The sequence below is a fragment of the Herbidospora mongoliensis genome, assembly GCF_001570545.1.
In the GTDB taxonomy this organism is placed as follows: domain Bacteria; phylum Actinomycetota; class Actinomycetes; order Streptosporangiales; family Streptosporangiaceae; genus Herbidospora; species Herbidospora mongoliensis.
On the sequence record NZ_BBXD01000008.1, the window covers coordinates 231,254 to 254,510 of the forward strand.

The 23,257-nt window shown below is 68.0% G+C and carries 29 protein-coding genes and 1 tRNA gene; 15 read left to right on the top strand and 15 right to left on the bottom strand.

The annotated features are described in order from the left end of the window. Nucleotides 1-21: 21 nt before the first annotated feature. On the bottom strand, nt 22-759 hold the full coding sequence (locus AW272_RS01200) for a M15 family metallopeptidase (protein WP_066360172.1): 738 nt from the start codon (nt 757-759) through the stop codon (nt 22-24). A gap of 253 nt (nt 760-1,012) precedes the next feature. On the opposite strand from AW272_RS01200, the gene AW272_RS01205 reads away from it, so the two are divergent. Then, complete coding sequence (locus tag AW272_RS01205; RefSeq protein WP_066360174.1) at nt 1,013-2,194, top strand: ATP-binding protein; 1,182 nt, start codon at nt 1,013-1,015, stop codon at nt 2,192-2,194. An 80-nt stretch (nt 2,195-2,274) separates the two neighbouring features. Here AW272_RS01205 and AW272_RS01210 read toward each other — a convergent pair whose 3' ends face one another. The 3 genes from AW272_RS01210 to AW272_RS01220 form a co-directional block, all read right to left on the bottom strand. Continuing rightward, entirely contained in the window at nt 2,275-3,078 is an 804-nt protein-coding gene (locus tag AW272_RS01210; RefSeq protein ID WP_066360176.1) for a MauE/DoxX family redox-associated membrane protein, read from the bottom strand. Beyond that, nucleotides 3,075-3,980 (bottom strand): hypothetical protein, encoded by a 906-nt coding sequence (locus AW272_RS01215; RefSeq protein WP_245657156.1) that lies wholly within the window; start codon nt 3,978-3,980, stop codon nt 3,075-3,077. The genes AW272_RS01210 and AW272_RS01215 overlap by 4 nt, the downstream gene beginning before the upstream one ends. Nucleotides 3,981-4,143: 163 nt before the next feature. Then, nucleotides 4,144-4,626 (bottom strand): MarR family winged helix-turn-helix transcriptional regulator, encoded by a 483-nt coding sequence (locus AW272_RS01220; RefSeq protein WP_066360180.1) that lies wholly within the window; start codon nt 4,624-4,626, stop codon nt 4,144-4,146. A gap of 108 nt (nt 4,627-4,734) precedes the next feature. On the opposite strand from AW272_RS01220, the gene AW272_RS01225 reads away from it, so the two are divergent. The 6 genes from AW272_RS01225 (at nt 4,735) to AW272_RS01250 (ending at nt 11,077) form a co-directional block, all read left to right on the top strand. Beyond that, nucleotides 4,735-5,298 carry a YceI family protein gene (locus tag AW272_RS01225; protein WP_066360182.1) on the top strand — a complete coding sequence of 188 codons (564 nt, stop codon included), beginning with the start codon at nt 4,735-4,737 and terminating at the stop codon, nt 5,296-5,298. A gap of 125 nt (nt 5,299-5,423) precedes the next feature. Next, nucleotides 5,424-5,513, top strand: a tRNA-Ser gene (locus AW272_RS01230). A gap of 188 nt (nt 5,514-5,701) precedes the next feature. After that, the gene (locus tag AW272_RS01235; RefSeq protein ID WP_066360186.1) at nt 5,702-7,072 is read left to right on the top strand and encodes a sensor histidine kinase; all 1,371 of its coding nucleotides are present in this window, start codon (nt 5,702-5,704) and stop codon (nt 7,070-7,072) included. 197 nt (nt 7,073-7,269) lie between these two features. Further along, on the top strand, nt 7,270-8,688 hold the full coding sequence (locus AW272_RS01240; RefSeq protein WP_083957806.1) for an MFS transporter: 1,419 nt from the start codon (nt 7,270-7,272) through the stop codon (nt 8,686-8,688). Nucleotides 8,689-8,699: 11 nt separating this feature from the next. Then, a complete protein-coding gene (locus AW272_RS01245) occupies nt 8,700-9,716 on the top strand; it encodes an LLM class flavin-dependent oxidoreductase (protein WP_218010755.1) in 1,017 nt (338 codons plus the stop codon). Nucleotides 9,717-9,718: 2 nt separating this feature from the next. Beyond that, complete coding sequence (locus AW272_RS01250) at nt 9,719-11,077, top strand: NtaA/DmoA family FMN-dependent monooxygenase (RefSeq protein WP_066360193.1); 1,359 nt, start codon at nt 9,719-9,721, stop codon at nt 11,075-11,077. Here AW272_RS01250 and AW272_RS01255 read toward each other — a convergent pair. Both AW272_RS01255 and AW272_RS01260 read right to left on the bottom strand, forming a co-directional pair. Beyond that, nucleotides 11,064-12,176, bottom strand: coding sequence for an FAD-dependent oxidoreductase (locus tag AW272_RS01255; protein WP_083957808.1), 1,113 nt, complete (start codon nt 12,174-12,176; stop codon nt 11,064-11,066). The two genes, AW272_RS01250 and AW272_RS01255, sit on opposite strands and share 14 nt — an antisense overlap. Nucleotides 12,177-12,228: 52 nt before the next feature. Next, nucleotides 12,229-12,702 (bottom strand): hypothetical protein, encoded by a 474-nt coding sequence (locus tag AW272_RS01260; protein ID WP_066360194.1) that lies wholly within the window; start codon nt 12,700-12,702, stop codon nt 12,229-12,231. Between the two features lie 162 nt (nt 12,703-12,864). Between AW272_RS01260 and AW272_RS01265 the strand changes: the two genes are divergently transcribed. Then, nucleotides 12,865-13,224, top strand: coding sequence for a VOC family protein (locus AW272_RS01265; RefSeq protein WP_066360195.1), 360 nt, complete (start codon nt 12,865-12,867; stop codon nt 13,222-13,224). Between the two features lie 26 nt (nt 13,225-13,250). Continuing rightward, nucleotides 13,251-13,706: a MaoC family dehydratase gene (locus AW272_RS01270; protein ID WP_066360198.1), complete on the top strand. Its 456-nt coding sequence runs from the start codon at nt 13,251-13,253 to the stop codon at nt 13,704-13,706. Here the strand turns inward: AW272_RS01270 and AW272_RS01275 are convergent. Together AW272_RS01275 and AW272_RS01280 are read right to left on the bottom strand one after the other, a co-directional pair. Further along, the gene (locus tag AW272_RS01275) at nt 13,691-14,302 is read right to left on the bottom strand and encodes a response regulator (protein WP_066360200.1); all 612 of its coding nucleotides are present in this window, start codon (nt 14,300-14,302) and stop codon (nt 13,691-13,693) included. The genes AW272_RS01270 and AW272_RS01275 overlap by 16 nt on opposite strands. Then, on the bottom strand, nt 14,299-15,393 hold the full coding sequence (locus AW272_RS01280; protein WP_245657157.1) for a sensor histidine kinase: 1,095 nt from the start codon (nt 15,391-15,393) through the stop codon (nt 14,299-14,301). The genes AW272_RS01275 and AW272_RS01280 overlap by 4 nt, the downstream gene beginning before the upstream one ends. A gap of 124 nt (nt 15,394-15,517) precedes the next feature. Between AW272_RS01280 and AW272_RS01285 the strand changes: the two genes are divergently transcribed. Continuing rightward, nucleotides 15,518-16,162 (top strand): hypothetical protein, encoded by a 645-nt coding sequence (locus AW272_RS01285; RefSeq protein ID WP_157518119.1) that lies wholly within the window; start codon nt 15,518-15,520, stop codon nt 16,160-16,162. Between the two features lie 153 nt (nt 16,163-16,315). Then, nucleotides 16,316-16,462, top strand: coding sequence for a hypothetical protein (locus AW272_RS41650; RefSeq protein ID WP_157518122.1), 147 nt, complete (start codon nt 16,316-16,318; stop codon nt 16,460-16,462). Nucleotides 16,463-16,834: 372 nt separating this feature from the next. On the opposite strand, the gene AW272_RS01295 is transcribed toward AW272_RS41650, so the two are convergent. Together AW272_RS01295 and AW272_RS41655 are read right to left on the bottom strand one after the other, a co-directional pair. Continuing rightward, the gene (locus tag AW272_RS01295; protein ID WP_066360206.1) at nt 16,835-17,101 is read right to left on the bottom strand and encodes a winged helix-turn-helix domain-containing protein; all 267 of its coding nucleotides are present in this window, start codon (nt 17,099-17,101) and stop codon (nt 16,835-16,837) included. Between the two features lie 144 nt (nt 17,102-17,245). Further along, nucleotides 17,246-17,566 carry a hypothetical protein gene (locus AW272_RS41655; RefSeq protein WP_157518125.1) on the bottom strand — a complete coding sequence of 107 codons (321 nt, stop codon included), beginning with the start codon at nt 17,564-17,566 and terminating at the stop codon, nt 17,246-17,248. 123 nt (nt 17,567-17,689) lie between these two features. Here AW272_RS41655 and AW272_RS01300 point away from each other — a divergent pair, with 123 nt between their 5' ends. The 4 genes from AW272_RS01300 to AW272_RS01315 all read left to right on the top strand — a co-directional run bounded on the left by AW272_RS01300 (nt 17,690) and on the right by AW272_RS01315 (nt 19,504). Further along, the gene (locus AW272_RS01300; RefSeq protein WP_066360208.1) at nt 17,690-17,947 is read left to right on the top strand and encodes a GntR family transcriptional regulator; all 258 of its coding nucleotides are present in this window, start codon (nt 17,690-17,692) and stop codon (nt 17,945-17,947) included. A 125-nt stretch (nt 17,948-18,072) separates the two neighbouring features. Next, nucleotides 18,073-18,453: a hypothetical protein gene (locus AW272_RS01305; protein WP_066360218.1), complete on the top strand. Its 381-nt coding sequence runs from the start codon at nt 18,073-18,075 to the stop codon at nt 18,451-18,453. Nucleotides 18,454-18,514: 61 nt separating this feature from the next. Further along, nucleotides 18,515-18,931, top strand: coding sequence for a helix-turn-helix domain-containing protein (locus AW272_RS01310; protein ID WP_066360220.1), 417 nt, complete (start codon nt 18,515-18,517; stop codon nt 18,929-18,931). Nucleotides 18,932-19,135: 204 nt separating this feature from the next. Further along, on the top strand, nt 19,136-19,504 hold the full coding sequence (locus tag AW272_RS01315; protein WP_066360224.1) for a hypothetical protein: 369 nt from the start codon (nt 19,136-19,138) through the stop codon (nt 19,502-19,504). 72 nt (nt 19,505-19,576) lie between these two features. Here AW272_RS01315 and AW272_RS01320 read toward each other — a convergent pair whose 3' ends face one another. The 5 genes from AW272_RS01320 to AW272_RS01340 form a co-directional block, all read right to left on the bottom strand. Then, nucleotides 19,577-19,843, bottom strand: coding sequence for a hypothetical protein (locus tag AW272_RS01320; protein ID WP_066360225.1), 267 nt, complete (start codon nt 19,841-19,843; stop codon nt 19,577-19,579). A gap of 27 nt (nt 19,844-19,870) precedes the next feature. Then, on the bottom strand, nt 19,871-20,623 hold the full coding sequence (locus AW272_RS01325; RefSeq protein WP_066360228.1) for a C40 family peptidase: 753 nt from the start codon (nt 20,621-20,623) through the stop codon (nt 19,871-19,873). 1 nt (nt 20,624) lies between these two features. Further along, nucleotides 20,625-20,942: a hypothetical protein gene (locus AW272_RS01330; RefSeq protein WP_066360233.1), complete on the bottom strand. Its 318-nt coding sequence runs from the start codon at nt 20,940-20,942 to the stop codon at nt 20,625-20,627. Between the two features lie 74 nt (nt 20,943-21,016). Next, nucleotides 21,017-21,415, bottom strand: a complete 399-nt coding sequence (locus tag AW272_RS01335; RefSeq protein ID WP_066360235.1) for a hypothetical protein — start codon at nt 21,413-21,415, stop codon at nt 21,017-21,019. Further along, nucleotides 21,412-23,253 carry a hypothetical protein gene (locus AW272_RS01340; RefSeq protein ID WP_066360237.1) on the bottom strand — a complete coding sequence of 614 codons (1,842 nt, stop codon included), beginning with the start codon at nt 23,251-23,253 and terminating at the stop codon, nt 21,412-21,414. Before AW272_RS01340 ends, AW272_RS01335 begins: the two co-directional genes overlap by 4 nt. Nucleotides 23,254-23,257: the final 4 nt, after the last annotated feature.

Genomic DNA, 23,257 nt, shown 5'->3' on the forward strand with positions numbered 1-23,257 from the left:
ACAGACGGCCCTCCGCAGGTTCTAACGGCCCGACTTCGAGAAGTGCTGATAGTCCTTGGTGCCGTTCCAGTCGCCGCCCCAGCCCCATCCGATGCCCGCGAAGGCCTCCACGACCCGGTCGCCGGCGTTGATCACGCCGGGCTTCTTCAGCGGCCGGTCCACGTAGTTGTCGGCGTTGCCGTGCGCGTGCGCCCCGTCCGCCTCCACATAGGGGTTCTCCAGCGGGTTCAGGTCGACCGCGAACCCGTAGGCGTGCTGGGACCAGTTGGTCGAACCCGTCGCCGCGCGGCAGTTGAAGGCCGAGGTGTTGTCGGCGTCGATCGAGGCGTAGTCGTCGGCCTTGTACTTGTCGACCGGCTCCATGCGCTTGATCGGGTATCTGAAGTCGTACAACTTCTTGAAGACCGAGGCCACGGGCTCGGCCACCGAGGCGTTCACGACGAGTTGCCCGGTGTGGGGTTTGTCGTCGAAGCCCCAGTACGTCATCGTGATCATCCGCAGGTCGTTGAAGCTCACCGGGCAGCCGGGGCGCCACGAATACTTGACCTGGTCCCGGGTCACCTTCGTGATCTTGGACGTGAACTCCGGCGGAGCCGTCGGAGTCGGCGATGCCGACGGGCTCGCCACCGGGCTCGTTGTCGGGGTTTCCGAGACGATCGGGGTGGTCGAGGCGACGCCGGTGTTGGTCTCGGCGCCGCACGCGACGGCTCCCAGACTGACCGTCAGCCCCACTGCCAGCGCTGACCTGCGGATTGACATGCTTCGAGCGTACCCACGCGGGTGTCGTACTTTCCGGCCATCGTCAGGGTTTTACGGAGAAACACTCGCGCGCATGTTCGATCCCGCGCTACAGTCGAGCGCATCAGATCGAACAGATGTTCCCTGCGAAAGCCCTGGTAGGTGGTGTGCGATGGCGGTCGGGCTGGTGTCGGGGCCGCGTGGCGCGACACGCCGTAGGCCTTTCTACGGAAATCTACGACGGCCGCTATATCCGGTCATAAAGTCCGACAGCGTGGATCCTGTGCGCAACCCCTACGCCCCCGGTGCGGGGCAGCGTCCGCCCGAGCTTGCCGGGCGCGATCGTGAGCTGCAGCAGTTCGAGATCGTGCTGGAGCGGGTGGCCCGCGGGCGGCCCGAGCGGAGCATGGTGATCACCGGGCTGCGCGGTGTCGGCAAGACCGTTCTGCTCAACACGTTCAAGTCCATGGCGATCCAGCGGCTGTGGGGCACCGGCAAGATCGAGGCCCGGCCTGAGCAGTCGATCCGGCGGCCCGTCGCGGCGGCGCTGCACATGGCGGTCCGCGAGCTGGCGCCCCGGCATCGGGCTCCCGAGCGGATCGACGAGTTCCTCGGTGTTCTCAAGGCCTTCGCGATGCGCGATCCCTCCGCCGCCAAGGGCACGACCCACTGGTCGCCGGGCATCGACGTCCCGGCGGCGCGGGGGCGGGCCGACTCCGGCGATCTGGAGATCGACCTGACCGAGCTGCTCAGCGATGCCGCCGGGGTCGCTACCGATCTCGGGGTCGGGATCGCGCTGTTCATCGACGAGATGCAAGACGTGCCGGCCACCGACATCTCCGCGCTCTGCGCCGCTTGTCATGAGCTGTCGCAGATCGGCGGGCCGCTCATCGTGGTGGGGGCGGGGCTGCCGCATCTGCCGTCGGTGCTGTCGGCGTCCAAGAGCTATTCGGAACGGCTTTTCCGCTACGCCAGAATCGACCGCCTCGACCGGGAGGCCGCCGACCTGGCACTGATCGTTCCCGCCGAGGAAGAAGGCGTGGAGTTCACCAGCGACGCCCTCGACGCCCTCTATGAGGCGGCTGACGGCTATCCCTACTTCGTCCAGGCCTACGGCAAGGTCGCCTGGGATCTGGCGCCGCGCAGTCCGATCACCGCCGAAGACATCAAGGTGTCGGCGCCGGAGGCCGAGGAGGAGCTCGCCGTGGGCTTCTTCGGGAGCCGGTACGAACGGGCGACCCCGGCCGAACGCGACTACATGCACGCGATGGCGCAGCTCGGCGACGACCCGGTGGCGACCGCCGAGGTGGCCGACGCGCTGGGGCGAAAACCGTCGAGTCTGTCCCCGGCCCGCGACAGCCTCATCAAGAAAGGCCTGATCTACAGCGCTGAACGCGGCCTGATCGCGTTCACCGTCCCCCACTTCGGCCGGTTCCTGCGAGCGCAGCCCGTCTGATCCCCTTGACCTCTCTACGGCTTTCTAGAGGGGAAGCTAGAGAGCCGTAGAGAGCTAAATCGACCTATGTATAAGGGTTTCTAAAGCGAAGCCGATACAGGGATAGATTCCTGGATGGGCGCGTGCCCGCCGACGACCGCGACGCGGACCGGCGGGCGCCGCCCGCTCAGGTAGACCGCGAAGACCACTTCAGAGCCGTTGAGCGCCTCGAAGACGAAGAAGCGCCAGCAGAGTTCGCGCCACGAGTCGCTCGGCATCTCGCTGCCGAGCAGGTGCGCGTGGTGCCGCCAGGCGGTGCTCGACCGGAGCCGGGCCGCTGCTTTCTCGGGCGCGAACGGGCGCAACTCGCACGGCGCGCGATATTTCAGCCGGGCGTAGGTCTCCTCGATCTCCGGCGACAGCGCCAGCTGAACCGCGATGAAACCGGCCAGCCAGGCCATGACCTGCCAGTTCAGCACCGGCCAGCCGGGAGCGCCGTCGAGGGCGACGGCCACGGCCATCGCGCTGAGCAGGACGGTGCGGCTGATCGCCCGCCGGCCCACCGGGGTCGCGCTCACGTCCCCGAAGCAGCCGCAGCCGGCGTCGGGACGACGGCGTCGCAGGTCCCACAGGACATAGGTGGCGACCGTGAAGAACGCCACCGTCATCCAGCGCGGAGCCGGGTGGTCGATCAGGAACAGGCTTCCGGCCAGGCCGAACTCGCCGATCGCGCAGCCGATGAGGGCGTTCTTGCGCCACCTCTCCGGCGCCAGCACGGCCGGACCGAGCCGCCCGAGGGCGCCCGGCTCCGAGTCGCGCCCGGCTGTGACCAACTTGGCCGCGCCACCGAGCACCAGCACGACCAGCAGAATCGGTTGCGCCGCCGCGGCGATCATTCCGCTCATCCCAATCCCACCCGCACGTTGAAGCAGCCGTTGGTCAGGTCGCCGCCCAGTTCGACATAGGACGTGGCCGACAGTTCCACCACTCGCCCACGGGGCGAGGTGCCGCATTCCACGCATCGGTCGCAGAACTTGCCCGCCATGCAGCCGCAGGCCACCACGGGAAGCACGGTCGCGCGATCGGCGCAGACATTCCGTACATGAACGCTCGAACCGAGCGCGAGATAGGGGAGAGCGGCGCACGAGACGCTCGCTTCGCCGCAGCCGGTGTCCGACTGCTCCAGCATCGGGTAGGCCACACCCGGTTCGATGTGGTCTGACCAGACGGCCGTACCGGAGATCTTCGCCTGTACGCCGCCGAAAGCCGCCGGTGGGTCAGGAACATGGACCGCCCGGTAGGCGGGCTGCGAGGTGGCCGGGATCTGCGCCAGCACGCTGGTGCCCTCGACCGTGCCGATCGCGTCGAAGAGGTAGCCGGGTTCGAGACGCGGATAGCGGACCCGGACCCGGCCCGACGACCGGTAGGGGATCACGATCGAACGGCGTCCGCGATGGGGCCCGCAGTCGAGCACGACGGAAATGTCGTCCCGGCCGGAGACGGACAGGATGACCCCGGTCATCCTGGTCACATCGGCCCAGATGCGGTCGACGACCTTGCCCTGCCGCAGCGCCCGGATGATCACCCGGGCGCCCACGGGCAAGTCGGCCGGCGCCATGAAGGCCCCTCGCCAGGCCTTGGCCCAGTGGGCGATGACCAGGCGCTCCTCGCGGCCCTCGTCGTTCTCGATGATGATCAGGTGAGGACTGACGTCGAGGATGGTCCCGCTGACCGCGTCGAGCAGCACCCCGTTCTCGGCGCTGGCACGCGGCGGCTCAAGCTCACGGCCGAGCACGGCCGATGCCAAGGCTCTCCGGCGTTTCGCTGGTATCCCCACGCTCTGTAGCCTCACATGTCGTCTGCCCTAATAGAGGCATAATTCAGGCGTTGGGTGCCGAGCGGGATCAGAATCCTCGTACTGGATGGAATCCCATGTCCCCCGTGTCGGGGCATATCACCACCTTTCCTTTTTAGGTGGCAGGTTCGACTTCCTCCGCACCCGCTGTCGCGCAGGGCCGTACGACATCTCGAATGAGGCGAAGGCTCTCCAGGAACCGGTCGAGCTCGGCCGGGGGCAGCAGGCCGGTGAACCAGTGCTCGATGTCTTCGAGGTGCCGGGGCAGCACCTCCATCAGCCGGGCCCGCCCGGCCTCGGTGATGCGAGGGTAGAAGGCGCGGCGGTCGGTCACGCAGGCCTCGCGGGCGACCAGGCCCTCACGCTCCAGCCGGTCGACGACGCGGGTGATGCCGCTGGTGGATAGGTTGGTCTGAGCGGCGAGGTCGCTCATGCGCAGCCCCTGGCCGGGGGATCGGGCCAGGCGGATCAGCGTCTCGAAGTCGACGTCGGAAAGGCCGGCCTCCGCGAAGGCTCGCCGATTTTTGTCGGCGATGCCCGTGTAGACCTCGGCGAACAGCCCCATCGCGGTCAGCCGAGGGTCGTCGAATGGATCCATGAGTCCACTGTACGCCACGATGGTTGACGGCAGGAATATCTCTGCTGTAGACATTTGTTGGAGCAAACATCCGCAGGACAACTACCGCCTCTTCTGGAGTTATGGATCATGAGCACTCGCGAGTGGAACGGCCAGACCATCCCCGCGGCCGGCACCTTCGTCCTTGACGTCGCGCACACCCGCGTCGGGTTCGTGGCGAAGCACATGATGGTCAGCAAGGTCCGGGGCAACTTCGAGAAGTTCGACGGCACCATCACCGTCGCGGAGGACCCGCTCCAGTCGAGCGCCGACGTCACCCTCGACGCCACCTCGATCACCACCCACGTCGCCGACCGCGACACCCACCTCCGCAGCGACGACTTCCTCGGCGTCGACAAGTTCCCCCAGATCACCTTCAAGAGCCTCCGCGTCGAGAACGTCGACGGCAACGAGTTCACCCTCGTCGGCGAGCTGACCGTCCGCGACGTGACCAAGGAAGTCGCCCTGAAGGTCGAGTTCGGCGGCGCGGCGACCAACCCGTGGGGCCAGGAGATCTTCGGCTACTCGGCCGAGACCGAGATCGACCGTGAGGCCTTCGGCCTGACCTGGAACCAGGCCCTCGAGGCCGGCGGCGTCCTGGTCAGCAAGAAGATCAAGATCGAGATCGAGGGCGAAGCCTCTCGCCAGGCCTGACCCTTGTGTGCTTGCGCACAGACCTTATCCACAGCCTGTGGATAAGGTCTGTGCGACGCGCTGGCTATCCACTTTGCCGCGTCGGCGGATCGCCGGTACTCTGTCGGGAGCCGATATGGCTACCAGGAGGTTTCGCCTAGTCCGGTCTATGGCGCCGCACTGCTAATGCGGTTTGGGTCTCAAGCCCATCCGGGGTTCAAATCCCCGAACCTCCGCAGTACAGAGGCCCTCTTCCCTTAACGGGACGAGGGCCTTTTTGTGTTCTCTGAGGAAGGCAACTGGGCGCCTGCCGTTCGTTATGCCTTGTGTTGACGACGTCTTGATGTCACCAAACGAAACCCCGCCCTCCCCCTTCACCGGATGCGAACGCCCATGTGTTCGACTGGCTGGGGGGGATGGCAACATGCACTTCCGACACGCTAGGACGATCACCGCGCGGATCACCCTGTTCACCGGAGTGGTCGCGGTGCTGATGTCCACGCTCCTGGCCATAATGATCATGGCCGTCTTCCAGCGGTACGTCACCGAATCCGTCACCGCGGAGGTCAGGGCCGCCACCGACCGGGTGGCCAGGGAGGTGGAGCGACTCCAGTTGCCGACTCCGCTGGCCGAGCTCAGCAACCGCAACATGCAGATCGTGGATCCGCGCGGCGTGGTTGTCGACTCCACGCCGCAGCTTCGGGGCAAGCCCGCCATGGCGCACTTCACCGACGACAGGAAGATAACCAGGTCCATCGTCTGCGGCGGAGTCTTCCCGTCCGGTGAATGCAACATCGTGGTCGCGGAGTCGGCACACAGACCGGACGGAGACTGGATCGTCTACGGCGCTTCACCCGCCGTCCCGCTCTATGTCAATCCGTGGCTGGCCGCCACGGTGGCAGCCGCCACGCTGGTGCTGGCCGCGGCCATCACCGCACTCGGCCATCGGATCGTCACCACCTGCCTCAGGCCGGTGACCGCCATCCGCGCCGAACTCGACGAGATCAACGAGACCTGCCCTCAGCGCAGAGTCCCCTACCCGCCCAGCCAAGACGAGATCCACCACCTGGCCGACAGCGCCAACCGGACGCTGGCCCGCCTGCAGGCCGCGATGGAACAGCAGCGCACCTTCACCTCCGACGCCTCCCACGAACTACGCAGCCCCATCGCCGCGATACGCGCCGAGGTCGAAGACGCACAACTGGCACCCCAGGACACCAGCGTGCTCACTCTCACCGGCACCATCCTGCCCAGCCTGGACCGACTCGAGGCCATCATCGGCGACCTGCTGAACATCGCCCAGTCAGACGCCGGCAAGATCCTCGCCCATCAATCGATCGACCTGACCGAACTCGTGACCGCAGAAGGCGAACGGCGTCCCCACCCCCACAAGAACTTCACCTACGCCCTCCAACCCGGCATCACGGTGAACGGCGACCCGGCCGAGCTGTCCCGCCTGCTCACCAACCTCATCGACAACGCCGAACGACATGCCGCCGCCACCATCACCTTCCACCTACGACAAGAGCCCAGCACCAAACGAGACGCCCACCATTACCCGCACGGCATCGCCCTGCTGGAGGTGACCGACGACGGACCCGGAATCGCCCCGGACAAGCGAGAACTGGTCTTCCAGCGCTTCGCTCGCCTCGACACCGCCCGCGACCGAGGTGCCGGCGGCACCGGACTCGGCCTGCCGATCGCCCGGCAGATCGCTGAGGCCCACCAGGGCTCCCTCCAGATCGAGGACAGCCCCCATGGTGCACGATTCGTTCTCCGCCTCCCCGTCAGCTAGAGAGTCGGTCATGTAGTCGTCAGAAGCGGATCCGGCCGGGCTCGCCGCCCGCCACAACCTCATGCCGATTACGTCAGCGGCGCCACCATCCGCGTCGACGGGGGCACCATTCGCTCCGCCTTCTGAGCTGAGGCAAGCGATAAAAAGGGTTTTCCTACCGGAAATAAAGGAGATCTCTCCGCAGTTACGGCCAGGAGATGTCGACGCTCCTGGGGGATCCCGTCAAAACGCCATCCACCGGCTTCGACGCCGCCGGTCGCCGTGTCCTCGTGGTCTGCGCGCTCGGCGGGTTCACCACGCTGCTGGACAATTCCGTCCTCACCGTCGCCCTCCCCGCCTTACGCCAATCCCTCCACGCCGACCCCACCCAGATCCAATGGCTGGTCGCCGGCTACTCCCTGGCCTTCGGCCTGGCCTTGGTCCCCGGCGGACGCTTGGGCGACGTACACGGCCGAAAGCCGTTCTTCCTGGCCGGAATCGCCGCCTTCACCGTAGGCGCCGCCATCGCCGGAGCGGCGCCGAGCGCCGGCGCACTGGTCGCCGCCCGCCTGCTCCAAGGTCTGGGCGCGGGCCTGGTCAACTCGCAGATGATCGGCACGATGCAGGACACCTTCACCGGTCACGCGCGAACCAGAGCCCTCGGGCTGTACGCCGTCACCGGAGGTGCCGCCGCCGGGCTCGGCCCGCCATTGGGCGGCGCGGTCATCGCGGCCGTGGGGCCGGAAGTGGGATGGCGGCTGGTCCTGTTCCTGGCCGTGCCGGTCGGACTGGTCACGCTGTTTCTCGCCGGACGCCACCTGCCTTCCACCCGCAAAGAGGGGGCGCCCGACCTCGACCTCGTCGGCCTGCTCCTGATGGGCGGCCTGACCCTGGCCCTCATGATCCCGTTCGTCCAGCCGTCGCAGAGCCTGCTCTTCTGGCTGCCCGTCGTGGCCGTCCTGGCCGTGGCGTTCCTCAGGTGGCAGGGTCACTACGCCCGTTCCGGCCGTCGGCCGCTCATCCCCCCGGCGCTGGGAAAGTCGCTCCCGTACGTCGCCGGCACCGTCGCCGCGATGGGCTATTTCGGCTCAGGTCTCGCGTACTCGCTGGTCCTGGTCATGTTCCTCCAGGAGGAGCTGCATCTCTCGGCGCTCGGGGCCACCTTCGTCACCCTCCCGGGAGCGCTGGCGATGGTGATCACCTCCTCGCTCGCCTGGCGAGTGGCCCGGCGTTTCGGCCGGCACACGATCTCGGCCGGGCTCGCGCTGACAGCGGGATTCGCCCTGGTCAGCGGTCTGATCGCGTTGGCAGCGCCGAGAGAGCACCTGCCCGTCCTGCTGGCGTTGGCGGCGACCGGGCAGAACGCAGCCGCCGGGCTGGTCATCGCGCCGCTGCAGGCGGAGGTGCTGCGGCACGCGTCGCCGGAGGCGGCGGGAGTGGCGGGGGCCATCCTGCAGATGTCCCAGCGCATCGCGGCCGCCATCTGCATATCCGCGGTTTCCGGCATCTATCTCAACGGGGGTGACCTGGCCTTCTTCCACGCGGTACTCACCTGTGCCGCAGTGGCCACCTTCGCCCTGCTGGTCTCCCTTCGCGGTGTGATTTATGGTATTCCTACCAAAAATGTCGCTAATTAAGGGGATCGATGATGCTGATCGCGGTGGACCTGGATGGTGACGGCGCCCATCCGGCCGCCTGGCGGCACAGTGGCCGGCGGCCGGGTGACGTGCTGACGGCAGCCGCGCTGCGTGAAGTCGTCGGCGCGGCCGAGGCGGCCGGATTCGCGCTGGCGACCTTCGCCGACTCGCCGCTGCCACCAAGTCGGGGGCTGGAGGCGGCGGGGCGGCTGGAGGCGGGCACCCGGGCCGCGCATGTCGCGCCGCTGACCGACCGGATCGGCCTGGCCCCCACGCTGCACGTTTCCACCACCGAGCCGTTTCACCTGGCCACCCAGCTGGCGAGCCTCGACTACGCCAGCAACGGCCGCGCGGGGTGGGTCGTCGGCACGGCCAGTGATCCGGACGACCTCGCCACGGTCGGGGCCGACAGTCCGACCGACCCGGCCGAGGTCGTCGAGGTCGCGCGCCGGCTCTGGGATTCCTGGGAGGACGACGCCGTGATCAAGGATGTCGCCACCGGGCGGTATCTCGACGCCGACCGCGTTCACCATGTCGACTACGCCGGGGCCTCGTTCTCGGTGACCGGGCCGCTCATCACTCCCCGGCCGCCGCAGGGGCAGGTCGTCGTGCTGGCGCCGGCCGAGCTGGACATCGACTTCCAGGCCGACATCGTGCTCGTCGGGCGGGACTTCACCAGGGCCGTACAGGCGAAGGAGGCGGGGGCGCCGCTGGTCTTCGCTGAGATCGAAGTGGTGCTGGACGCCGGTGCGCCGGGAGACGAACGGCTGGCCGAACTCGACGGCGCGAGTCCGTGGCCTGATTCTGGGCGGCTGCGGCACACCGGGTCGGTCGCGGCGCTCGTCGATCTGCTGCGTTCGCTGCCTCCGGCGGTGGACGGGGTGCGGTTGCATCCCGCGACTCTGGCCGTCGACCTGCCGATTCTCGCGCGCGAGGTCGCCGGGCTGTTCCCGCCGCCTCAGAAGGGGGCCACGTTGCGATCGACGCTCGGCCTGCCCCGCCCCGCCAGTCGTTTCGCCCGGAGGTAGCCATGACCACGCCGTATGACCCGAACGCCCAGGTCCACCTCGGTGTCTTCTACACCGGGGTCGGTCCGCAGCTCATCTGGACCAGCACCGGCAACAAGCCGCATGTCGCCATCGAGACCTTCACAGAGGTGGCGCAGTTGCTGGAGCGCGGTCTCTTCGACGCGTTCTTCCTCGGTGAGGGGCTGCGGGTGCGGGAGAACCAGGGGCGGATCTACGATCTCGACGTCGCCGGTCGGCCCGACGCGATCACCCAGCTGTCCGCGCTGGCCGCCGTGACCGAGCGCATCGGGCTGGTGGCCACCCAGAACACGACGTACAACTACCCTGCCGACCTGGCCCGTCGCCTGGCCAGCCTCGACCTGCTGTCCGACGGCCGGGCGGGGTGGAACGTCGTCACCACCGACAACGCCTGGACCGGCGCCAACTTCCGCCATGGCGGCTGGCTGCCGCACGAGCGGCGTTACGAGCGGGCCACCGAGTTCGTCGAGACGGCCAAGGCCCTGTGGTCGTCGTGGGAGCCCGACGCCGTCGCCGACTCGGCCGAGGCCAAGTCGTGGGCTCGGCCGGGCGCGGTGCATGACGTACAGAAAGATTCTGATCTTGTACGACTTCACGCCCGCGCCACCGTCCCCGCGAGCCGCCAGGGACGACCGGTGCTATTCCAGGCCGGCGACTCCGACGGCGGTCGCGAGCTGGCGGCCAGGCACGCCGACGTGGTGTTCTCCGCCAACACCGACTACGACAAGGCCGTCGTCTACGCCGCCGACCTCCGTGCCCGCCTGACCCGGCACGGCCGTTCGCCCGACTCGCTGCGCATTCTGCCGGGCGCGTCGGTGATCCTGGGCGACACGCCGGAGGAGGCCGTCGAGCGCGCGCGGTGGGTGCGCGAGGAGCAGATCTCGGGGCCGCGGGCCATCGCTTTCCTCGAGCAGTATTGGAACACCGACCTGTCGGCCTATGACCCGAACGGCCCGTTGCCCGGCATCGAGCCGTCGGAGGGGGAGCTCGACCCGTCGCGGGGCACGATCCCGATCGAGCGCCGTACCGGCAAGCACGCTCTCATCGCCGAGTGGCGCGCGCTGTCCGAGGCGGAGAACCTGTCGATCCTCCAGCTCGTGCGCCGGGTCACCCCCGAACACCGCACGTTCGTCGGCACGCCGTCCCAGATCGCCGACGAGTGGACGCACTACGTGCGCACCCGCGCGGTGGACGGTTTCAACATCACCCCGCACCTGGTCCCGTCGTCACTGGAGGACGTCGTGGACAAACTGGTGCCCGAGCTTCAGGAGCGGGGCGCCTACCGTACGGCGTACGAGGGCACCACGCTCCGCGAGCACCTCGCTCTGCCTACCCCAGCCTGAAGCGGGCGTCGGGGCGCTCGCCGGTGAGGGCGAGATCGGCGAGCACCCGGCCCACCGCGGGCACGAACTTGAAGCCGTGCCCCGAGAAACCCGCCGCCACGACGACCGGCCCGACCCGATCGAGGACGAAGTCCGAGGTCGGCGTCGTGGTGTAGGTGCAGCTGATCGAGGTGTAGGCGTCGGGATCGACCCCCGGCAGCCAGGCGCGCGCGTAGTCCTGGAGAGCGCGCACGTGGCGGGATTCGGGCAGGAAGTCGCGGTTGTCGGGGTCGACCACCGGCCCGGTCCCGTGGAAGCCGACCTTGATCCCCTCGCCGGGGGTGGCCAGGCCGTAGATGCCGCTGAGGAAGCCGGTGGCGGCGAGGGTCTCCTCGTCGAAGTGGTGCCCGAAACTGGGCCACTCGTCGTCGGCGCGCAGCGGGGCGAAATGGGCGGGCTGTTCCTGCGTGACCCGCAGTGGCGGCAGCGGCACGAGGCCGCCGAGCAGTTTCTCCGCCCACGCGCCGGCCGCGACCACGACGCGCCTGGCGTGGTAGACGTCGTCGTCCGTGATGACGTCCACGGAATCGTCGTCTTTCACGACGATCGAGACGACCGGAGACCTGTGCCGGACCACGGCCCCCAGCGCGGCGGCGCGCTCCTGGAGCGCGGCGACCGCGTGGTCGGCGTGCAGCCGCCCGCTCGCCGGATGGAAGAAGACCTTGCCGTCGTAGCGCAGGCCGGGCCAGCGTTCGCCGGCCTCCTCGGGGGTCAGCCAGCCGCCCGGCAGGCCCGCCGCCTCGACCGCGGCGGCGAGAAGGTCGAGGTCAGGGGTCCGGCCGTGGTTGACGCTGCCGATGATGGTGAGCAGCGGCGTCCCCGACTCGGACTCCAGCTCCCGCCACAGTTCCTGGGCCTCCTGGGCGAGCCGGATGTAGACCGGTTCGCCGTAGGAGACCCGGAAGATCCGGGACGCGCCGTGGGAGGCGCCGCGCACGTGGCCGGGCTCGAACCGCTCCAGCAGCACCACATCGGCACCGCGCCCGGCCAGCCGCCAGGCCGCCGCCGATCCCATGCCGCCGCCACCGACGACGACGACATCCACCTCATGCCTGGCCACGTGCGTCTCCCTCTTATTGCATGTACTCCCTACCTAAAGTATAGGTTTTTCTCTAGTTGTACGGATTGTCGTAGGTCCCGCTGCTCCGGGTCCGCATCATGTACTGGCCCATGTTGCCGAACCAGCCGGCGGTCACGTCGAAGCGGACGTTCTGGACGGTGCCGCCGAAGTTGGTGTCGGAGTAGTAGTTGTAGACGAACTGGCACCCGGGGGCCGAGCTCATCCCCGTGTAGACCGGCGACTGGGTCGTCGAGCCGTTGACGACGATGAGGAAGGAGGGCTGCGGGTAGGCGCCGCTCTGCCAGCACAGGCTCAGCGTGTAGCGGTACCGCTGGTTGCCGTCGTCGAACGCGACGACGCCCTGCAGCAGGGCCAGGTTCTGCCCGGTGCCGGTCGCGTTCAGCTGGACGTAGACCGTCTGGTCGGGGCCGTAGGTCGCGTGGGCGGGGGCGGCCGGCAGGACGACGAGCGCGAGGGTGGCGAGCGCGGCGGCGATCGATGTGCGCCATTTCGAGTGCGTGATCAATTCACACCTCATCCGGTTCGGAATTACCGAGGCCCGGAGGGTAGATTTCGGATTTCACGAAGTCCAGCTATCGGGCGGCCGACCGCTGAACAGCGTTCTCGGGCGTGTACGTTTCATCGGAAGACTCCGACATTTCCCCCGAGCCTTGGGTATTTCCAGGGCATGCTTACCGGTTGGTGGGGTGTCGTTCTGGATGCTCCTGATTCGCGAAAGCTCGCCCGCTTCTACGCCGACCTCCTCGGCTGGGAGCTGATCAACGACGGCGAGGCCGTCCACCCCGGCGAGGGCACGTCGTACGTCGCCTTCCAGACCTCGCCCGACTACGAGCCCCCCACCTGGCCGAACGCGCCCGGGAAGCAGCAGATGATGCTGCACGTCGACGTGGGCGTCACGGGCCTGGAAGAAGAGGTCGCCAGGGCGTTGGCACTCGGCGCGACCGTCGCTGATTTCCAGCCCCAGGACGATGTCCGCGTCATGCTGGATCCGGCCGGTCATCCCTTCTGCCTTTATCTCGACACATGAGTTGGCAGCAGAATAAAGTTCGAGTCATGCGGATCTTCTCGAATATCGCCGAGCTCAAAGCCGCTCAAGGTACGCATCTCGGCTTCACGGAGTGGCGCACCGTCACCCAGGAACAGGTCAACCTGTTCGCCGACGCCACCGACGACCACCAGTGGATCCACATCGACGTCGAGCGCGCGGCCCAGGGGCCGTTCGGCGGGACGATCGCCCACGGGTTCCTGTCGCTGTCGATGCTTCCGGGGCTGATGAGCGAGCTCATCCGGGTCGAGGGGCTGGCCATGGGGATCAACTACGGGCTCAACAAGGTGCGGTTCCCCGCGCCCGTCCCGGTCGGATCGCGCGTCCGGGCGGGGGGCGAGATCGTGGAACTCACCGATACGGCCCAAGGTGTGCTGGGGACGCTCAAACTGATCATCGAGGTCGAGAGCGTACCGAAACCGGCCTGTGTCGCCGAGCAGCTGATTCTCTACATTCCGGCGTAGTAGGCGGCGGCCTGGGCCCGGCTCTGCAGCCCGAGTTTGGCCAGCACCCGGCTGACGTGCGTCTTCACGGTCGGCTCGGCGATGTCGAGTTCGCGGGCTATCTCCGCGTTCGACAGGCCGCGCCCGAGGCAGTTGAGGACGTCCCGTTCCCGGGCTGTGAGGCTGTCGGGGGCTCTCACCGGTCTCGTGCGGGCGAACGCGGAGATGAGCTTTCTGGTCACCTGCGGGGAGATCAGCCCGTCGCCGCCCGCGACCAGCCGGACCGCCTCGACGAGCGTGGTGGCGTCGGTGTTCTTCAGCAGGAACCCGGCGGCGCCGGCCCGTAGTGCGCCGAAGACGTATTCGTCCAGGTCGAAAGTGGTCAGCACGAGGATCTCCGTCAGCCCGGCGAGCTCCCGGGTGGCCGCGATGCCGTCGAGCCGGGGCATCCTGATGTCCATGATCACCACATCGGGACGAAGTTGCTTCGCCAGGGTGACGGCGGCCCGGCCGTCCGCGGCCTCGCCGACGACCCGGATGTCGCTGGCGCCCTCCAGGACCAGGCGGATTCCCATGCGCACCGCCGCGTGGTCGTCGGCGATCAGTACCGTGATCATGTCGACAGGATCGCGCTGACCCGCCAGCCCCGCTCACTCGGCCCCGCCTCGAACGTGCCACCGAGCAGGGTGGCGCGTTCGTGCATGCCGATCAGGCCGGCCCGCGCGCCGGGCAGGTCGCGGGGCCGGTCGGTGACCGGGTTGTTGATGGTCAGCGCCAGTTCGTCGGGACGATAGTCGATCGCGATGGAAACGGGCGCGGAGCCGTGTTTGAGCGCGTTCGTCAGGGACTCCTGGACAATTCTGTACGCGGCCAGATCGACCGCCGGAGGAAGATCTCTCGGTGCGCCCAGGACGTCGACGGTGGTCGTCATCCCTGAGCGTTTGACCAGGTCGTCGACTGCGGAGAGGCTCGGCCGGAGGGCCTCGCACTCGCCTTCGGCCCGGAGCAGCCCGATCATGCCGCGCATCTCGGCCATGCCCTGGACGCTGTTCTCCCGGATCGACTCGACGATTTCCCGGACGGACTTCGCGTCCAAATCTTTCCTGGACAGAACAGCACTCGACTGGATGGCGATCGCGCTGAAGTGGTTCGCGACCAGATCGTGCAGTTCCCTGGCCATCCGGGTGCGTTCGGCGGAGATCGCTGCCTTTCGATCGAATTCGGCCATGATCGCGGCCTGCCGGGCGTTGTCGCGGTGATTCCTGACGATCGCGGCGGTGGTGACCGGCATGACAGTGATCAGTCCGACCTGAAAGGCCATGACCGTTCCCCACCCCCAATCATGCGTCTGCAAGCCCGTCGCGGCCCCCGCGGCCAACGCCCAAACCGGGCTGATGCGCAGCAGAAGGGTCATCAGCTTCCGGGGCCCATAGAGGGACGCCGCGTAGACGTTGTCGCTGAACACGACGGCCGTCCCGAGCGACGGCCCGATCGACGCGTCGGCCACCAGCGCGATCACCCCGATGACGAGCGCCGTCACCGGCCTCCTCCGGCGGATCACCACACCGACACAGGTGATCGCGAGCGGGATGAGGAACAGCTGCAGCGGAACGCCCGACTTGTGGTCGTAAGCCCCCGCGATCAGCAGGACGACCCCAACGGCGAAGGCCGCCACGGCCATCAGCGTGTCCTGCCGGTTGGGAGTCATGCGTTTCATCTCACCACGAGCCGCCTGAAATGGGCATACATCTTTAGATGTATGGGACTTCGTCCCCAGCGGTGAGGTTCGCCGACTCCGGCGGCACGAGCATGGTTTCCGGAGGTGGATTCCATTGTTGTGGTTGATCATCGCGGCCGAGGCCGGTTTCTGGATCATCCTCGCCGCCGGACTTTCCGTCCGGTACGGCCTACGCCTGCGCCGCACCAGCTGGGCCCTTCTGGCCCTGACCCCGGTGCTGGACGTCGTGCTGCTCGTGGCGGCCGTGATCGACATGCGCTCGGGGGCCGTGGCGACCTGGCAGCACGGGCTGGCGGGGGCGTACATCGCCTATTCGGTCGTCTTCGGCCACCGGACCGTCAAGTGGGCCGACGAGTGGGTCGCCCGGGGCTTCAAGAAGCCGCCGAAGGTACTCAGCGAGTGGGCGATCTGGATCAGGATCGCCGGAGCGTACACGATCATGTGCGTATTGCTCTTCGGCGCCATCGTCATGGTGGGGGACGCTTCCCGGACCTCAGCTTTGACCGGTTTCATGCTGAACGCCGCGAAGGTACCGCTGATCGCCCTCATCTGGCCGGTGGCCGACTCACTGGGGCGTCAGTTCCGTCGGAAGCCGGACGATGACCCGCCAACCCCCCATGTGCGGCCCGGCGTGGACACTTCCCCCCAAGGGGGCGGCCCTGGCCCGCATCAGCCTGACCCCGGACCGACGGGATGCCCGGACCCCGATCGGGCTGTCGATGGTCAGCGTGATCGCTGACGGCAGGTAGGAGATCATGACCGTGGCCGACGTGGTGCCGTGCTCAAGTGCGCTGGTCAGCGCCTCTTGGACAATTCTGTAGCCGGCCAGGTCGACGTCCCTCGGCAGGTCCCTAGCGGGGCCCTGGATGTGGAGACGGGTGGTCAGGCCTGCTTGCTTGCCACGCTGGAACAGGTCCATCGGGTCGGTGAGACTGCGGTGATCGGCGCCGAGGACGCCGTTGATGCGCTCGACCAGGAGGTGCTCGGCCTCCTCGGCGCGTCTTCGTTTTCTGCGATGGATGATCGTTGTGGTGGCTAGCAGGATGACGATGGCGAGGACGCCCAGGTTCAGCACATTAGGCCCCTGATCTGTGCGGTTATGTCGGTTCTTAACCGGCGGTGATCGGGGGTATGCGGTGGGGTCCGGATTTTGGCCGGGAGTTGGGGGACGGGTGTCTTGGGGTAACCGGTTCGGAGTAGGGGCCGGGACCCGCTATGCTTAGTTCTGCAAGCAGCCGTAGCTCAATGGATAGAGCATCTGACTACGGATTATCCGATATCCACCTGTGTGCAGTCCTGCGAATACGCAGATGAGCAGCCACCAGTGTGCACGCGAATCAGACGCCCTAACCCGGCGTCGCTGATCTTCCCTAAAGCCCAGGTCAAGCACCGTACAGCCCCGGAACCGCCCTCAGGCGCCCGGGGCTTCGCCATCCCCGGCAGGCTCGGCATCGGGGTCGGGACCCACGAAGCTGCCGAGGTTCGGGCGAGTGTAGATCAACCCCTCGGAACGCAGGTGCGCGGTCGCCTTGCGAACGGTCGAGCGCGCAATTCCAAACTCCTGCATCAGGCCATTCTCGGAAATGAGACGGCCCTTTTTATAAACGCCCGTGGAAATGCGCTGCTCCACAATCCTCGCCACCTGCTGCCACCGCGGCAGGTCCTCGCGCCATTCCATGCGCAGGACCCTAGGTGCACACCTGTACGCCCCTGCAATCAGGCGTCGGCACCCCTAGGCGTAGGCAGGTGTGAGTAGGGGTGAAGCGGGGTACAGCGGTGGCCGAGGGGTCTGGTGCGCCGTCACGCGCACCGGCCCCTCCCTCTATACGGCCAGGCCGACGAGCAGCCGATCCCAGACCTCCAAGGCCCGCCGATGGAGGTAGCCCTCCGTCTCCCACACCGCCCGAGCCAGGAATGCGAGGCCGACCGGATCCGAGGTGCGGTCGGTGCGGCGGATGTAGTAGACGCCGCCGGCGGCCCGGAGCTCGAACAGCACGGTCCGGCACTCGCAGGTGTGACTGATGACGCGCTCGCGTGTGCAGCGGTTCGTGGAGGTGCCGAGGCGCCAGTGCAGTTTCTCAGGCTGCGGCTGCGGATGTTGGGGGACGTGCGGGCCGTGAACGGAGGGGAGGGCTACGCCCATGCGGCGGCTCCGGGCTCAAGGGGGAAGGTCCGGTTAAACCGCAGGTTAACCTAGGTGCCGCATACTGCACCACACTGCCGCATGCATTGGGACGCTGCGGGATGGCGACCTACTGTGACGCGCATGACCGAGCTGGCTCCTGACGAGCCGAAATTTGAGCAGGTCGCGGCCATCCTCCGGGCGCGGATCGCGTCCGGCGAATACCCGCCCCGGACGCGGGTGCCGTCTGAGCTGAAGCTGGTCGCTGAGTTCGGAATCAACAGTCGGACGGCGGCGAAGGCCCTCCAGGCGCTGGTCGAGGCGGGGTTGACCCGGCGGGTGCGCGGGATGGGCAGCTTCGTGGTGCCGGCCGAGGGCGACGGGGCTCCCGAGCAGGGCTGATAGGGATTTTCGGAATTTGCAGCGCTGAGACTTGCGCGATGAGTCTCAATGCTGTAGATTTTGAAGTGTCGGAACGGGGGGTGAGAGCCCCGGAAGACACCACACCACCAGCCAAGGAGCCCACCATGAGCGCCACCTTCACCGCCGCCAGCGACGCCCAGACCGCCACCGACTGGCGCAACCAGACCGACGAGCAGGCCCGCACCCGCTACGAGGCCCTCACCCCCCGAGCCCAGCGCGACCTCCGCGCCGCACTGTGCCGCCACGACATGCGAGTCGAGATGGACGGCGAGTGGGCCCACGGCGTCACCCTGACCGTCGGGACCGACGACGTGGTCTTCGTGGTCCGCACCGGGGGCGTCTTCACGATCGAGCACGCCAACTACCCCCAGAAGCTCGGCACCGACGGCTGCTGGTACGACCGGGTGCCCCAGGAGATCCGCTGGTTCACCCGCGAGCGCGTCGAGACCGTCCTGCTGGACCTCGTCCGCGGCTGCACCTACTAGAACCCGCCCGGGCCCGCTCCCTCGACGGGGGCGGGCCTCCCGCATGGAAGGACCACCCGAGATGATCCCCGCAGGCCGCACAGCCATCGACACCGGCGGCATCGGCGAGATCTACGGCCTCACCCGCAAGCAGGTCCAGAACCGCCGCCTGTGGGAGCTGCCGGGAGCGCCCAAGCCGTTCAAGGAGGGCGCCCGCCGGCCCCTCTACGACCGCGCGCAGTGGGAGGCGTTCGCCGCCGGCCGGGAGCTGCCGGTGTGGCGCGTCGGCACCAGGACGGATCCGCTCGACCTGCTCGACCAGGACGAGGCGGCCGAGGTGCTTGACGTCGGGACGTCGACGGTGCGGGCCTACGCGACCGAGGGGCGGCTCACGCGCGTCGACGTGTGCGGGGTGACGCATTTCCGCCGGCGGGAGCTGGTGCACCGGAAGGAGAATCCGGGGGAGCCGGGCCGGCCGCCTCGGCCCCGGGAGAAGTGAACGAGCCCGGCGGGTGTCCCGCCCTCGACCGAGGTCGGGGGCGGGGTGAGAGTCCGCCGGGCTCGCGTGGCCCACCAGCCAGGTTGGCCAATTTCAGGGTACCCCTAGACAGATCAGTCTCAGTGCTGTAGATTTTGAGGTGTCGGAACGGGGGGTGAGAGCCCCGAACCGGCCAGGAAAACCACCAGCCAGAAGGGCAAGATCATGACCCAGAACATCCCCGCCGAGCGCACCGTCGAAGGCGTCGGCTTCCAGATCGTCAACGTCTTCCACCCCGTCACCGGGGAGCACACCCGCCAGCTCCGCCACCGCGGCACCGTACTCCAGGCCCGCGCCAAGGCCGAGCAGGGCTTCTACCACCCGGTCGAGGACGCTGAGCACTGGGTGTTCCTCCGCGCCATCATCATCGGAGAGATCCCCGGCACCCGCGCCGAGCTGCTCGCCCACATCAGCTCCCACGCGCCGTGCCAGATGGATGACGAGCTCGCCGGGGCGCTTCCGGAGACGACCGACATGCAGCTGGCCGAGCACGTCTGGGCCGCCCACCTCGACGAGGCCCACAACGCCAAGTAGCCCCCGGGAACGCGAAAAGGGCGCCCCCGCCACCCTCACGAGGAGGGGAGCGGGGGCGCTGCGCTGCGTAGGTCAGCGTTGCGAGGCCGGCAGATCCGGGCGCGGCGCGTGCCGGGCCACGTAGCCCGACACGTAGGTCACCAGGCCGGGCAGCAGCGGGACCGCAAGGGTTTCCAGCCAGTCGGGCAGGAACGCGATCAGGTCGAGGTCGGCGTTGACCGCCTGGAGCGGGGCGAGGATCGCGAGCAGGCCGAGGTAGGAGCCGACGGTGGCGGCCTTCACCTTCGGCTCGACCTTCGCCGCCGTGCGCGGGCTGTGGTACAGGTGGGGATCGGTCATCTCGGGGACTCTCCTTCAGGGTGGGTGTTACGGGAGGACCAGTACGGCCCAGGTCTCCGAGCCGATCTCGCCGTCGACCTTCTTGCCGTTCTGCTTCTGGACCGCCTTGACCGCGGTCTCCATCTGCGGGGTGAAAACGGTGTCGTCCAGGACCTTCGGGTCGAGCTTCTGGCCGTGGGAGATGAGCAGGTAGAACGCCCGCTTCACCGCCCAGCCCTTCGAGCCGACCTTGATCAGCGGGAGCTGGCGCATGAGAGCCTCCGTCGGCGTCATCGTCGCGGCCACCGGGCCCGGCGCCGGGTAGACGGGGTAGCCGTAGCCGTAGATCCGGTCACTGCTGCGGGCGACCGTCTTGCGGTAGACGCCGTCGCCGTTGTGGAACCGGCCGTCCAGCGAGCCGGACGTGTTGCCGCCGATGGTGGTGATGGTGGTCTGGGTGACCTCGGCCACCCATTCGACGTGGGTGCCGCCGCGGGGCCCGTAGTAGACGAGCGCGCCGACGCGGGGCGTGGATCCGAACCGGTCGCGGGCCTTGAACCACACCACCCCGGCCTCACACCCTGCAGTCCACGGGAAGTCGACGCCCGGGTCGAGGCCAGCGCGCTCTAGGCAGACGGACAGGAACGACGAGCACCAGGGGTAGCCGTAGCCGTCATGGGGGTAGCCGGGGAGCTTCCCGAATTCGCGGTTGAAGATGGTGTCGTTGGTGCCGCGTTCGCGGTAGCCGATGTGGCTGCGCAGGATGTCGAGGGCGGCCTGTGTCAGGGGAGGGTCCGGCACGTCAGCCTCCTGGGAGGTTGGGGGAGATCAGCAGGGCGGCCGCCACGACGGCGACCACGAGAGACAGGCCGGCGGTGATGAACGCGGCCGTGACCATCCGTTTGTCGGCGGCTCGGCGTTCCCGCTCGGCGCGGATCTCGGCGACCAGGTCGTCGATATCGCGCTGCATGGCCGCCCTGTGGGCGTCGTGCAGGTCGCGGGTGACCATCTGGCTCAAGGTCTGCGCCACGTCACCTAAGCGGCGGTTGATCTCCCCCTCCATCCGGACCAAGGTTCTGGCCATTTCGTAGAGGGACAGGTCTCCGCTGCCGTCGTTCATCGCTCTCCTGCAAAGGGGGTGGTGCCGTCCCCCGGGCCCGAGCTCCCGGGAGACGGCACGTTCGTGGGGGCCGGTCAGCTGGTGATGAGGTTCGCGTCGCGGAGCACAGCGAGCAGGTTGTTGACCGTGGTCACCGCGCTGGACACGCCCGACTGGACGTTGGTGACCTGGGCCTGCGTCGGCGGGTTGGAGATGCTGCCGGAGCTGAACGAGGCGTTGCTGACGCCTGCCGCCGGGATCGTCCGCACCACACCGTTGCTGTGCTTGATCTTGAACGTGCCGGAGTCCGACCACAGGTGCCAGCCCGACACCGGCGTCCCCGGGTCGGAGCTCGACACGACGTTGAACGCCCCGGACGACTGCTTGATCTGGAGACCGGTCTTGATCCCCGCCTGGCGCTTCAGCTCGGCTACGTCGCGTCGCAGGTCGTTGATGATCCTGTCCAGGCCGCCAGGCATCTGGTCGGAACTCATAGGGTCGGCTCCTCCAGAATCAGCTGGGCTTCTTCCTTGCCGGACATCCGAGAAATCGGCGTGATACCGATCCCCAGCAGGCGCTGGCTCTCGTCGAAGGAGACTTCGCCGTCGATGTACGGGTGCCAGACGCTGACGATCTTCCGGCGCACCTGATCACCCAAGCTGGACGGCGTGAGCGTGGTTTTTTTGCCGAGGACCACGGTCACGCTGTGGACGCGCAGAGCGCCGGCGAACGTGTTGATCCACCGCGCGGCGAAGTCGTCGAGGGTGCCCGAATCGGTCGACTGGAGGGGGTGGTCGATCACCCTGTCGATACGAGGCCAGCCCGCCTCATAGTGTGCGGTCGCCTCCACCCACGTGCTGACGGTGGGGACCGCCGACTGGGTGGCATCCGTCGTCTCCGGGGTGCCGCCCCGGGCGAGCATGCGTGTGCCGGCGCGTAGGGCATCGATTTCCTCGCTTCGTTCGACGATCGAACCGCCGCGCGGTGACTCCTCGAAAAGGTGGACGACGCCCGTGTCGATCCGGGGGGCGCCGACAACGATCCGCCGGTCCACGCTGGTCCCGGAGATGCGCGGATCGCAGTAGAACTCGAAACCGTTCTCCCCGGCTTCCCGGGCGTAGGCGGTGATGATGGCGCCGTGCGTCCGTCGGTCTTCAGGCTGTGCGGTGAGGGGCCGGATCACCGACGAACTGCCTGAGGTGAGGGCCAGGCCGATGTCGGCGTGGAAGTCGCCCTGGAGGTGGGCCAGCAAAGCGCGGAAGTTCGCGAACTGCTCCCCGGTGAAGTTAATGGGGAGATCCATCTGGGTGTTCAGGATGTAGGCGTCCAGCGTCGAGCCGCGGAGCGTGATGGTTTCCGTGCCTCGACGGGACCGGCCTGGTCGGGCGCCGTGGAGCCAGTACTCCCCCCACAGATCCCCATCCCGCCAGATCCGGATCGTCGTCCGGCCCGGCCCGGTCGACAGATCCGAGCTTTTGCGGGGGACGATCTTGCGGGCTTTCGCGGCCTGGACCGGGTTGGCGAGCGGGATCATCGCGGAGAAGGTGCCCGGCTCACCGATCCGCCGGTCGAAATGGACGTTCGTGAGCTCGACGTCTGTGATGTAGTCGCCGGTCAGGAGGTCGTGCGCGGTGTACCGGTAGGGGCTGATGCCGAGGCCGGGGGTGAAGCCGGGCGGAGGCGGCGGCGGTGGTACGGCTTCACCCTGGGAGAAGATCAGCGTGTAGCCGGCCGAACCGGCGACGTACCCATCGGTTTCGAACGTGCGCGGGCCGACGGGCGACGAGGAGTAGAGGGCCCGGGCGGCGACGTGCGCGGCGACGTACCCGGTGTTCCCGCTCGTGATTGGCATGTAGCCGCTGGGGTCGTCCCAGTCGGTGTTGCCGTACCCGAACGCGTAGGAGACCCGGACGTCCAAGTTCGAGCCGGAGCCGAAGGCGGGGTTCGCGCCCGGGGTCGCGACGCCGTCGAGGCCGCCGTCCCATGCTTCGAGGGACTCTCCTGCGATGACGACGGACGAGGAGGCGTCGCGGACGACGAGGACGGTGGCGACGCCGACCGACCCGGGCGCCTGGGTCACCTCGTATTCGTCTGGCTCGGATGAGGTGATCATCCGGCGGTGGACCTTGGTGACGAACTGCCCTGGAATCGGCGTCAGGTCGTAGGGCGAGGACCAGGCGGGGCCGCCGCTGATCCCCATCTGCCCCACGGAACCTTCATCCACGCCTTGGAAGACGTGGATGACGTCACCCGGGCGTGCGTTCCCGGGGGCGGGGATGGTGTCGCTGGCCCCGGAGATGACGACGGTGTAGGCGGTGCGGATCGATGGCAACCCG